Raw genomic sequence first — 10,851 nt, forward strand, 5'->3', positions numbered from 1 at the left:
ACCGGCCACGACCTCGGCCTCATCCCGCAGGCTCTGCGCCACGCCCACCGCGGCGGCAGGATCATCAACCAGAACATCGTTCTGTCCTTGGCGATCATCACTGTGCTGCTGCCGCTGGCGATCACCGGCGTGCTCGGCCTGGCAGCGGTCGTCCTCGTGCACGAGGTCGCCGAAGTCGTCGTCATCGCCAACGGACTGCGGGCTGCGCGTGCCCGCAAGCAATAGGTGTTCCGTCCAACGCCATAACTCAGACATGCGCTACGAGAACCCCCTCTATCTCGCCGAGGAGGCCGCAGCCCTGGACCTGATCGCCGACGGCCACACCGCCCTCGACGCTCATCAAGCAGCTGAGCCAGGACCGCGCCCTCGCGGAAGCCGACACCCTCCTCCTGACGATCCCCAACCAGCTGGGATTCGAGGAGAACTGGTCGATCATCCGCAACTTCGCCGACTATGTTGCCCCCGCCCTCGGGTGGGAGCCGGCCCGTCCGGGTGTCCTTCCGACCGGCTACGACATCGACGAGACCGAGTAGGGGGTCACGCCACCGCGAGTGGGAACCGCGCGCGGGGCGCAAACCCGTTGGCCGTAACAGCGTCAAGCCGGGGTGAGCGACCGCGTCCGTGCTGCTCGCCCGGTTTCACTTTTTGTGTGTGCTGGCCTACACTAATTGGACAGTATCCACGCAAGACGACGAGGTCTCTTCGTAATGGCTCGACGCTCCAAGGGCGCGGTGTCAATCAATCCGCGCTCCGCCCAGAATATGTCCACCCGACCGGCAGATTTCTCCAAGAAGAAGCAGAAGGTGAGTCCGGTCAAGGCGTTCGGCGCTATCGGTGCGCTTGCCTGCATCGTGGCATCCCTGTTTATTCAGCTTCCAGGCCTGGATGTGTCAGGCACCCGTATGTTCGGTATCTTCCTGGCGGCGATCCTGCTGTGGGTGACGGAGGCGGTGCCCCTGGCGGGCACGGCGGTCCTCGTCATTTTCCTGGAGGTCCTCTTCATCTCGGACCACGCTCTGCTGAGCGTGGGTGAGGGAGCCCCGGCGTACACGAAGTTCTTCGGGGCCTTGGCCAACCCGGTGATCATCCTGTTCCTGGGCGGCTTCATGGTCGCCGACGGTGCCGCGAAGTACAAGCTGGACCGCGCACTGTCGGCGGTCCTCCTCAAACCCTTCATGGGCAAGCCGCGCCTGACGGTCATGGGCGTCATGCTGATCACAGCGATCATGAGTATGTTCATGTCGAACACGGCGACCACGGCGACGATGTTTGCCGTCATGATGCCCGTCATCATGGCCCTGCCCGAGNCAAACGAACAGGACACACACGCCTCATCCAAGGACACACCACCACCAACTGGAAACAAGCCCTCGCCCAACTCACCACCGCCTACCCCGACCGAATCACCCCCTACCTCTAACCCCCATACACAGAAAAATTGACAGGCTCGGGCCTGGAGCGCGCTTATGAGCCGGATCGCGCCCCCAGCCCTGGTCGTCACCGACGGGGGCAGCGGGTTCGCGAGGGCGTGCAAGAACATCTGGCCGNCGCGGTCGGCCCGCTCCTCGGCCTGGTCCTCCTCGTCGTGTGGCTGAGCGTCGGCACGGCCGCAATGAACCTGGGAACCGCGATCGGCATGGCCGTGTTCATGGGCTTCATGGGCGCGATCTTCCTCATCGTCAACCTGGTGGGCGTCTGGTCGATCAGCCTCATGGGTCGCATCATGGCTCGGGCCTCGCGCAGCCCCCAGATGATGGTGGCGGGCCGACGCATGACCGACGATCCGCGCGCCGTGTGGCGCTCCTTCGGGGCGGTGGCCCTCGTCGGGTTCCTCGTGGGCATCATGTACCCGGCCATGAGCGCGATTTCGATGAGCGGGGATTCTACGGACGAGGTCGGGCGCATCGTCATCGGCGACATCAACCGGGGCATGCTGCTGACCTTCGCGATCACCCTCGCCCTGGGCGCCGTGTCGACCGCAGTCAACCAGTCGATCCGCGTCCTCGACTCTGCCGACCAGGTGCGCGCCCTGTCCTACATGGGGTCCCCGCGCGGCTTCATGGACCGCAGCCGTCGCCTCGAGGTCGCNGCAAGGCCTGCCGCGCGACCATCGTCGGTCGGGCGGCGGGCCTTCGTTGTTGGTGCGTGCGGCACGAGGCTGGGGTGAGGTGCGTTCGTTACCGCTCAGTGGAGGGTCAGGAGCGTGGCGATGGTGCGTTGCGGCAGGCGGGTCTTGCGGTGCAGGATGACGGTTGCTTTTGTCCTGTTTCCGCGCGTTTCGCGCATGGCCTCGTTGGCGAGCCTGTTGAGATCCTCGTAGGTGTGCTCATCCATGTACGGGGAGCGCCTGCCGGTGACGCGTCGCCCCACGAACCACGCGAGTCCCGCGAGGGCATACGTGCCGACCCCGAGGGCAACTATTGACACGACTGCGGTAATTGTCANTCGGCGGCATGGGTACCCCCGTCGGCACGCCCCCGAACGCGATCGCCCTAGGCGCGCTGGAGAACGCGGGCGTGAAGGTGACCTTCCTGCAGTGGATGCTCGCCGCCGTGCCACTCATGTTGGTGCTCCTGGCCCTGTCGTGGGCGTTCATCGCGTGGCGCTACATTCCCTCCGACGCGACGTTCAACATCGACACGTCGGCGCGCTTCGAGAAGTCGCGCAGCGCGATCATCTTCTACTCGGTCGCGGGAGCGACGATCCTCCTGTGGATGACGGAGTCGCTGCACCACATTTCAGCCAACGTCGTGGGCTTCCTGCCGGTCGTGGTCCTCCTGATGACGAAGGTGATGAGCGGGGATGACCTGCGTGCCCTGGAATGGCCGGTCCTGTGGCTGGTCGCGGGCGGTATTGCGCTGGGTTCGGGCGTGGCCGCCACCGGCCTCGACAAGTGGATGCTCGGCTCGATTCAGTGGGCCTCGATCCCCGGCATGCTCCTGATCTTCGTCCTGGCCCTCGTGGGTTGGGTGACTTCGAATGTTATCTCGCACTCGGCGTCGGCGAACCTGCTGATCCCGATGGGCATGGGCTTGGCGGCCACGGTGTCCACGAGCGCCGCTGAGATCGCCATCGTCATCGCGCTGGGCTGTTCGCTGGGCATGTGCCTGCCGATTTCGACGCCGCCGAACGCGATCGCGTATTCGACGGGCACCACGCCGACGCGCGAGATGGCGATCGTCGGCGTCGTTGTCGGCATTGTTGGCATTATCCTCCTGGCTTTCGTGGCGCCGCTCACGTGGGGATTCATTGGGGTGATGTGACGTGTCCGTGAACGAGGCCGTGGCCGGCTCGGGCGATCAGAGCCCGAGGCCGGGGCTGGCCCACGGGTGGACGCGGGGACCCGCGGCGGCGGAGGACGCCTCGGTGCTTGCTCGAACGGACGTGCGCAGCGGCGGTCATCGGGCGGGCTACCCGATTCACATGCTGGTCGTTGGGGACGATTCTCGGCATATCGCGGCACCGGTGACCAGGGATCTGTCGCACGCGTTCCCGGGCCTGTGCCTGGATCGGGTGGACGGTATCGATGACATGGGCGCATACGAGGCGAGCCTGCGCCCCGGTGATCATGTGCTCATGGGACTTGTGACGTCTGAGGTCCCTAACATTGACGCCCTGATTGACCATGCGGCCACGATTGCGCCGTTGGAGCACGTCCAGTGGGTGGTCGTTACGGACGAGTCTGAGCATCGCGACCTGACTCACTGCATGCAGTCGGGGGCGCTGTCGTCGGTGTTGAAGGCACCGTGGACGGTGCCGCTGCTGGCAGGTCAGGCGTATTCGACGATGGTGCGTTACCTGAGCGGGTGCGGCTACTCGCAGCGTCAGATTCGCGCGCTGATCGCGGACCCGCCGCCGTTCGCGGTGCAGGGGCCGCTCCTGGAGGGGCTGGATCGCGACGAGCGTGAGGTCGTCATGGAGCTCCTCGCGGGCGTCGAACGCGTGCTTGGTCAGCGCCCGCGCCTCATCGTCCCTGAGGGCACGCAGCTGGTCACGCAGGGGGAGCCTGTGGGTGCCGTCTACTTGGTGCTTGACGGGCAGGTGTCCTTGCATCGAGATTCCTCACGCGGCGAGGTGCTCGCACACCTGGCCACGTCGGGTCCGCTGATTGGCCTCGTGTCGTTGGCCCGCGCGGAGGAAGCATTTTTCACTGGGGTGACGACCAGCGATGCGACGGTTGTTCGTTTGACGACTGAGCAGTTGCAGATCGTCATTTCGGAGGATCCGTCGATCGGTGGGACGTTGACGGCTCTCGCGATTCGTTCCCTGACGCGTCGCCTGATGCGCGCCGAGGACTTGCATTTGGAAAACGCGATGCTCGCCGAGGACCTCGAAGCGCAGAAGGAAGCGTTGGCGGCCACCCTTGAGGATCTGCGGGCTACTCGCGCCGAGCTGGTTGAGCGTGCCCGCTTCGCGATGCTTGGCGAGCTGAGCGCCGGCATCGCTCACGAGCTCAACAATCCGGTGACTGCGCTGGTGCGCGCGGCGAAGCACNCCGCTGGTCCTCGCGCATCCGGCGAAGCTGCAGCAGGTGTGGACGAACCTTATTGTGAACGCCGCCGAGGCCATTGAGGATGAGAACGCGGACCTGGTCGCGGCGGCGGAGAGCGCCGGGGGCGTGCCCGAGCTGCCCGCGCGCGGCGAAGCTGAGGCCCTCATCCGCATTACTGTGCGCCCCACGCCCGAGGGTGTTGTCGTCACCATCTGTGACAATGGGCCGGGCATTGACCCGTCAATCGTTGACAAGATCATGGAGCCCCACTTCACCACGAAGGCGGGGCGCATCAGATTCGGGCTGGGAATGGGCATGTCCATCGTCCGAAGTATCATCGCCGACCACAGGGGCACCCTTGTGATCGACTCTCACCCGGGGTCCACTACGATGCGGATCTCGTTGCCCACCCAACCACACGAGGAGGAATCATGACCCTGACAATTCTGTCCCTCGAGGACGAAGCGGACGTGCGGGATGCGCTCGAGCGCGATCTTGAGCAGTTCTGGGACAAGATCCGGCTTGAGGTCGCCGAAGATGTCGATGACGCGTGGGCCGTGATCGACGAGATCGTTGAAGATGGGGACGAGCTGGCCCTGGTCCTGTCGGATCATCGCCTGCCCGGTAAGTCCGGCGTGGATTTCCTGGTGGAACTCATGAAGGACGACCGTTTCAGTGCGACCCGCACGGTGCTGGTTACTGGTCAGGCGGACCAGTCTGATACGATCCGCGCGGTCAACCATGCGGGATTGGACTACTACATCGGCAAGCCGTGGAACCCGGATGAGCTGCGCGCCGCCGTGCGCGACCAGCTCACCGAGTACGTCCTGGAGGCGGGCGTGGACCCCTTGCCCTACGTGAGCGTGCTCGACGGCGTGCGCGTCATGGAGGCGATCCGCTAGACGATGCGCGCAAGGCCTGCCGCGCGACCATCGTCGGTCGGGCGGCGGGCCTTCGTTGTTGGTGCGTGCGGCACGAGGCTGGGGTGAGGTGCGTTCGTTACCGCTCAGTGGAGGGTCAGGAGCGTGGCGATGGTGCGTTGCGGCAGGCGGGTCTTGCGGTGCAGGATGACGGTTGCTTTTGTCCTGTTTCCGCGCGTTTCGCGCATGGCCTCGTTGGCGAGCCTGTTGAGATCCTCGTAGGTGTGCTCATCCATGTACGGGGAGCGCCTGCCGGTGACGCGTCGCCCCACGAACCACGCGAGTCCCGCGAGGGCATACGTGCCGACCCCGAGGGCAACTATTGACACGACTGCGGTAATTGTCATTCTCTGCCTGATTCCTCTCGTCGTCTTACTAGCGATGAGAATCGCGTCGCCGCGTCACGCCTGGAAGCCGCCTGTGGGCGGCGTATTGGGCCGCTGGTAGTTTGTTGGCGCGCCCGGCGCTGCGGGGCGCGCGCCCCGCTGGCCGAAGGGAGCACCGGGAAAGGGAGCACCGGGAACGGGAGCACCGGGAACGGGAGCACCAGGAACGGGAGCACCAGGAACGGGAGCACCGGGAACGGGAGCACCCTGCATGGGAGCTCCCTGCGCGTACGCATTGCGTGCCGAGGTCGGTGCTGGCACACCTCGGGCAGGGGCGGCGCTCGACTGAGCAGGGGCAGCGCCCGGTCGCACGGGGATCGGACCCAACTGTGCGGGTGCGGCGGCGACCTCGCTGCACACCAGCATCTGCGCGGCGTCGATGGGAAGCGCGCCAGCCGAGGAAACGTACTGGATGGTTGGAAGGATGCCGATGGAGGGAACCAGCTGGTGGATGTGCGCCATCAGCAGGGGTTCTTCCCGGCGGATATGTTCGATGTCGTAGTTGTAGAGCCTCGCTAGGCGCGTTCGCTGCGCCTGCGTGATTCGCTGCTTCGTTCCCACGACGTACAGGTAGCTGAGTGGGAGAAGAATGAGGAGGAAAAAGAACCCGAAGAAGATGATGAGTGCAAAAGGAAGGTTGTCGTCAGTCATGATCGGTGTAGAGGGAGAGGAGGGTATCGATGGTCGTTCGAGGGAGGTGGGTTTTGCGGCATAGTTTGCGTGCGGCTTGTTCATGGTTGCCGTGAGTGTCCGCGAGGGTTTGCCGCACGAGGGGATCCAGTTGTGAATACCGGTATGTCAGGATTCGCTGTTCGTAGCGGAGGCCGATGAATGTGGCCGTCGGGGACGCGATAACAAACATGACGGCCATCATCACGCCGAACATGGCTAGCAGTATGCCTGAAGCTGCTGATGTCATGGTTGCGTCTGCTTTCTGATCGTCTGCCGCGCGCAATTGGGTCACGGTGGATCCGTTTTGCACCGGGTGGTTAATGTGTGAGTTGTTTCCATCCTATGAGGTGATGGGCGCGCGGGTCCAGTCTTGTGAGACGGGATATGGGAGGACGACAATCGGCTCTCGACCACTCGACGTGGCCAGTGTTGATGGTTCCAGCAAAGGTGTCTTGGCCGCCTCGTCCACCAACGATGGTGAGCGTGGCGCCGTTGCGTGGTGGCTGTTAGCCGTTGGCTCGTGCCTGGCCCGGGTCGTCGCACATCGTGATGCCCTGGAAGCCGGCGGCACCCAGCACCTGGAAAATATCGTCGAGGAGGACCATCGGTTCGGCGGTGCCGGCCGCGAATTCCGGGTGTCGGATCTCGATGGCGGCCATGCCGCGCGGGTCCGTGACCGGCTCGGTGTCGAACCTCTCCGACAACAGCTGGTTTGCCTCCTCCAGGTCGGCGGGGGAGCCGAACGCCCAGGTGACGGCCTTGTTGCCCGCCCCCGTGGGGGTGCGCTGAATGTACATGCGGGTCATGAGGATGCGGCGTCCGTGGCGCGGGAACACGTCTCCCACGCGCATAAACAGGGCGATGTCGGCCAGCTCGCCGCCCAGCGACGAATCCACCAGCGCGTACCCGTAGGCGCCGATGCCGCGCAGGGTCAGGGCGTCCGCGAGAAGCCCGATGACCTCGTCGCCGAAGGGTTCAGGCTGGAAGTACACGCCTTCGCCGACCTTCGGAGCATCCTGCCCAAGCAGCGTGATGTAGAAGCCCGCGTCCGCCAGCGCGTCCCGCACGAGCGCAACGTTGTGCTCGGGGAAGGGATGCAGCGCGGCCGCGTTCGCGGCGATGCGCTCGATAAATGCGTAGGTGGAAAAACCAAGCTCAGCCATGCGCTCATTGTAGGCGCGCGCCCATGCCCGCATGCGACGAGGCCGTGGCGCCCCGGGCGGTCAGGTGACCACGAGGAGAGGCCACGGCCTCGTCAATGAAGGAGAATCAGCGCAGGCACAGGCCCTGCTCGTGAAGGACCTCCATGATGGGGGAAACGTGCGCGCCACCCACGCCGATGTTCGTGGCGACCAGGTGCGAGAAAGACTCGAGGCGCGAACCCGAGCGCAGGTCGTAATACTCGGTGACCTCACGGTCGTAGTCGGCCAGCGTCTCGGAGTAGGACTCGACGCGCGGATACTTGTTCTCAGCGGTCATGACGGAGCGAGGCATGCGCGGCTTCTGGCCCGGATCCTGGTCCGGGTGGCCCACGAGCAGGCCGAGAACCGGGAACGTGAGTTCGGGCAGCTCAAGCACCTTCACGACCGGGCGCGGATCGGCGAGGATCGAGCCGAGGTACACGGTGCCCAGGCCCATCGACTCGGCGGCCACGACCACGTTCTGCGCGGCCAGCAGCGCATCCTCAAGCGCCGTGAGGAACAAGTTGATCGACCCCAGGGCCTCCGAGGACACGCCCTGCTCGGCGCGAATACGGCTATTGCGGTACAGGTCGGCCACGAAAATAAACAGGTCGCCCTTCGTGCCGCCCACGTAGGGCTGGCCGGACGCGACGCCGATCGTCTCACGCACCAATGGGTCCGTGATGTGCAGGACCGTGCAGGACTGCAGGAACGAGGAGGTGGCCGTGTGGCGTGCCACCTCCATGAGCGTGGTGACCTCCTCCTCGGTCAGCGGCTGGTCCCTGTAGGCGCGGATCGTGCGGTGGGCGAGCTGGCTCGCAATCGTCTCGTTTGTCATGCGTTCATTCTACGATTAGGGGCGTGAAACGANGTGCTCCCCGAGTCCGATCAGGCTTCCGACTACAAGGTTGAGGTGTCTGATCCTGAGACTCTTTCCGCGGGTAAGCCCGACAAGAACATCATCACTCTGCATCCCCTCAAGGTGACCGGTGAGGACGCGGATCCCGTGACCGTGACCATCACCGACAAGGACGGCGTCGCCACCGACTTCAAGGTGACCGTCACCGAGGGCGCCAACTGAATCAACCGCACACAGGGCCCGGGATCTTTGATCCCGGGCCCTGTCGTATTGGTGCCCGATCGGGCATCTCACAGAGCGTCGATGAACTCGCGCATAGCGCGCAGCGGCAGCATCAGGTGGTTCTCCGCTCCGGGGCAGGGAACAAACTGTGAGGATTGGCTGAGGTAGAACTCGCGCGCCTGGTCATTGGCGCAGTGGACCAGGAGGGCCGCGAATCCAACCTCATTGCTGAGCTTGTAGGCTCGCGAGAGAGCGTCCTTGAGGAGCACTGCACCGATGCCTCGTCCCTGCGCGCGCTGATCGACGGCAAGACGTGCAAGGAGCAGGACGGGACACGGGTCCGGGCGTCGACCGGGTTTGAGAGCATCTGGGAGTTTGTGACGTTCTTCTGCTCCCATCGCCAGGGCGTAGAAGCCGAGCGTTTCGGGTTCCTGCGTTGTGACGAAAACGCGAGCATTTCCGGCGCTGTGATTCTGCCACGCGAAGCGGTGGAACCAGTCGTCGATCTCGGCGTTTCCCGACTGGAAGCGTGATCGGTCATCCCTCCGCTCAAGGGGGCGAGGCTCCTGCAGGACTGTTGTGTACATCAGTGGTCGGAAGCGTTCGGTGCACTCAGGTTGATGTGAGTGCCGAGGGGCGAGGGGCGATCAAAGAGTTTGCGCAGCTTGGGATCGTCCGTCGGCGGTGCCTGCAGAATCTCTTCGAAGCGGGCGTGGTCCTCTTCGTTCAGGATGAAGAGGCGCTGGTCTGCGAGGCGGCGCTGGGCTTCCATCGTGACGGTGGACAGGATGAAATCGCTGATGCTACGGGCGTCCTGTTCGGCCGCCCGACGAATGAGTGCATCCTGTTCTTCGGTGAGGCGCAGGTCCAGGCGCCGGGTCTTTGCAGTGCTCATATCAATTCCTCTTTCGCTCGTACGGACAGCATCCGTACAAACGAATACCCTAGCACCTGCGGTGCGAGCGGTCTACTTGTTTCCTCACAAAGAATTCCTTGGACGAGGCCGGGGTCCCCTCGGCGCCCGACAGCGGGCGCACGTGGGCGCCGAACGCGCGCAGCAGTGCGGTGAGCGTCGGGTCGTCCGTCGCGAAGGAACGCCCCGCGATGAGCATGTTCGTGGCCCGCGCGTAGGCGCGTAGCAGCAGCTGAGCGGCGAGGGGATCCAGGGCGCGATTCATGCGTCAAACGTAGCAACTGCGGCGTCAATGTCGGGGATGAGCCAGGGGGTGACCAGGGCGGTCCCTCATAGAAACGCGCAGGGCTGCGGGCCTATCGTTCACACATGACACACGACACGGCGGGCCTGGTGACCCGAGCACTCACGAAGACATACATGCGCGGGCACACTCCCGTCCACGCCCTGGCAGGCGTCGACCTCACGCTCCCGCAGGGCACGCAGGTGGCGATCATGGGCCCCTCGGGCTCCGGCAAGACGACGCTCCTGCACTGCCTCGCGGGCGTGCTGCGCCCCAGCTCCGGGTCGATCACGCTCGACGGCGAGGAAATGACGACCATGTCGGAGCGAGCCTTGTCCACCCTGCGCTTGCGCCGCTTCGGCTTCGTGTTCCAGGACGGCCAGCTCCTGCCCGAGCTGCCCACGGAAGAAAACATCGCGATGCCCCTCATGCTCGCTGGCACGCCAAAGACTCAGGCGCTCGCCCGCGCCCGCGAGATCCTCGCGAACCTCGGCCTCGACGGCGCCGGCCCCTACCGCCCCGGCCAGCTCTCGGGCGGCCAGGCCCAGCGCGTCGCGATCGGGCGCGCGCTCGCCACCAATCCTTCGGTGATTTTTGCGGACGAGCCCACGGGCGCCCTCGACCAGGCAACCGGCGGTGAGGTCATGTCCCTCCTGACGAGCGCCTGCGCCTCCACGGGAGCGTCCCTGGTCCTCGTCACCCACGACCCCGCGGTGGCCGCGCGCCTGCCGCACACGATCCACGTGCGCGACGGCCGCATCTCTCTTGAGGGACGAGGCAGTGGCGCGGCGGGTCAGGGGGTGGCCCGATGAGCGCCGTGCGCACAGCCGCCGGGGCGCTCCTGCGCTCACGCGACCGGGCGACATCCGTCCTCACGGTCGCCGCGTTTGCGCTCCCGCACGCGTTCCTGCTCGCGGTCACGG

12 protein-coding genes and 4 pseudogenes are annotated in these 10,851 nt (G+C 65.2%); 7 read left to right on the forward strand and 9 right to left on the reverse strand.

Annotation, left to right across the window (positions count from 1 at the left end):
- Window positions 1-225 (forward strand): annotated as a pseudogene (locus BQ7477_RS10180) (heavy metal translocating P-type ATPase); the annotation flags it as partial.
- A 482-nt stretch (window positions 226-707) separates the two neighbouring features.
- Window positions 708-1,311: pseudogene (locus tag BQ7477_RS10190) on the forward strand (SLC13 family permease); the annotation flags it as partial.
- An 873-nt stretch (window positions 1,312-2,184) separates the two neighbouring features.
- Here BQ7477_RS10190 and BQ7477_RS10210 read toward each other — a convergent pair.
- The gene (locus tag BQ7477_RS10210) at window positions 2,185-2,427 is read right to left on the reverse strand and encodes a hypothetical protein (protein ID WP_073983789.1); all 243 of its coding nucleotides are present in this window, start codon (window positions 2,425-2,427) and stop codon (window positions 2,185-2,187) included.
- 20 nt (window positions 2,428-2,447) lie between these two features.
- Here BQ7477_RS10210 and BQ7477_RS10215 point away from each other — a divergent pair.
- The 3 genes and pseudogenes from BQ7477_RS10215 to BQ7477_RS10225 form a co-directional block, all read left to right on the forward strand.
- Window positions 2,448-3,263 (forward strand): annotated as a pseudogene (locus BQ7477_RS10215) (SLC13 family permease); the annotation flags it as partial.
- Window position 3,264: 1 nt separating this feature from the next.
- Window positions 3,265-4,927, forward strand: a pseudogene (locus tag BQ7477_RS10220) (sensor histidine kinase).
- Window positions 4,924-5,394 carry a response regulator gene (locus BQ7477_RS10225; protein ID WP_073983790.1) on the forward strand — a complete coding sequence of 157 codons (471 nt, stop codon included), beginning with the start codon at window positions 4,924-4,926 and terminating at the stop codon, window positions 5,392-5,394. Before BQ7477_RS10220 ends, BQ7477_RS10225 begins: the two are co-directional and overlap by 4 nt.
- A gap of 104 nt (window positions 5,395-5,498) precedes the next feature.
- On the opposite strand, the gene BQ7477_RS10230 is transcribed toward BQ7477_RS10225, so the two are convergent.
- The 5 genes from BQ7477_RS10230 to BQ7477_RS10250 all read right to left on the reverse strand — a co-directional run bounded on the left by BQ7477_RS10230 (window position 5,499) and on the right by BQ7477_RS10250 (window position 8,489).
- Window positions 5,499-5,759 carry a hypothetical protein gene (locus BQ7477_RS10230; protein WP_073983791.1) on the reverse strand — a complete coding sequence of 87 codons (261 nt, stop codon included), beginning with the start codon at window positions 5,757-5,759 and terminating at the stop codon, window positions 5,499-5,501.
- Between the two features lie 54 nt (window positions 5,760-5,813).
- Window positions 5,814-6,449 (reverse strand): hypothetical protein, encoded by a 636-nt coding sequence (locus BQ7477_RS11905; protein ID WP_073983792.1) that lies wholly within the window; start codon window positions 6,447-6,449, stop codon window positions 5,814-5,816.
- On the reverse strand, window positions 6,442-6,762 hold the full coding sequence (locus BQ7477_RS10240) for a hypothetical protein (RefSeq protein WP_129582558.1): 321 nt from the start codon (window positions 6,760-6,762) through the stop codon (window positions 6,442-6,444). The genes BQ7477_RS11905 and BQ7477_RS10240 overlap by 8 nt, the downstream gene beginning before the upstream one ends.
- 214 nt (window positions 6,763-6,976) lie before the next feature.
- Complete coding sequence (locus tag BQ7477_RS10245; protein ID WP_073983794.1) at window positions 6,977-7,633, reverse strand: hypothetical protein; 657 nt, start codon at window positions 7,631-7,633, stop codon at window positions 6,977-6,979.
- Window positions 7,634-7,739: 106 nt separating this feature from the next.
- Window positions 7,740-8,489, reverse strand: a complete 750-nt coding sequence (locus tag BQ7477_RS10250) for an NADPH-dependent oxidoreductase (protein WP_073983795.1) — start codon at window positions 8,487-8,489, stop codon at window positions 7,740-7,742.
- 33 nt (window positions 8,490-8,522) lie between these two features.
- Here BQ7477_RS10250 and BQ7477_RS10255 point away from each other — a divergent pair, with 33 nt between their 5' ends.
- Window positions 8,523-8,732, forward strand: coding sequence for a hypothetical protein (locus tag BQ7477_RS10255; RefSeq protein ID WP_234968801.1), 210 nt, complete (start codon window positions 8,523-8,525; stop codon window positions 8,730-8,732).
- 68 nt (window positions 8,733-8,800) lie between these two features.
- Here the strand turns inward: BQ7477_RS10255 and BQ7477_RS10260 are convergent, their stop codons facing one another.
- The 3 genes from BQ7477_RS10260 to BQ7477_RS11720 are packed head-to-tail and all read right to left on the reverse strand — an operon-like array spanning window position 8,801 to window position 9,910.
- Complete coding sequence (locus BQ7477_RS10260; RefSeq protein WP_073983796.1) at window positions 8,801-9,319, reverse strand: GNAT family N-acetyltransferase; 519 nt, start codon at window positions 9,317-9,319, stop codon at window positions 8,801-8,803.
- Window positions 9,319-9,627: a type II toxin-antitoxin system TacA family antitoxin gene (locus BQ7477_RS10265; RefSeq protein ID WP_073983797.1), complete on the reverse strand. Its 309-nt coding sequence runs from the start codon at window positions 9,625-9,627 to the stop codon at window positions 9,319-9,321. Before BQ7477_RS10265 ends, BQ7477_RS10260 begins: the two co-directional genes overlap by 1 nt.
- A 49-nt stretch (window positions 9,628-9,676) precedes the next feature.
- The gene (locus tag BQ7477_RS11720; RefSeq protein ID WP_073983798.1) at window positions 9,677-9,910 is read right to left on the reverse strand and encodes a hypothetical protein; all 234 of its coding nucleotides are present in this window, start codon (window positions 9,908-9,910) and stop codon (window positions 9,677-9,679) included.
- Between the two features lie 104 nt (window positions 9,911-10,014).
- On the opposite strand from BQ7477_RS11720, the gene BQ7477_RS10275 reads away from it, so the two are divergent.
- The gene (locus tag BQ7477_RS10275; RefSeq protein ID WP_073983799.1) at window positions 10,015-10,740 is read left to right on the forward strand and encodes an ABC transporter ATP-binding protein; all 726 of its coding nucleotides are present in this window, start codon (window positions 10,015-10,017) and stop codon (window positions 10,738-10,740) included.
- Window positions 10,741-10,851 lie beyond the last annotated feature (111 nt).

The sequence above is a fragment of the Actinomyces bouchesdurhonensis genome (assembly GCF_900128465.1).
GTDB lineage: Bacteria > Actinomycetota > Actinomycetes > Actinomycetales > Actinomycetaceae > Pauljensenia > Pauljensenia bouchesdurhonensis.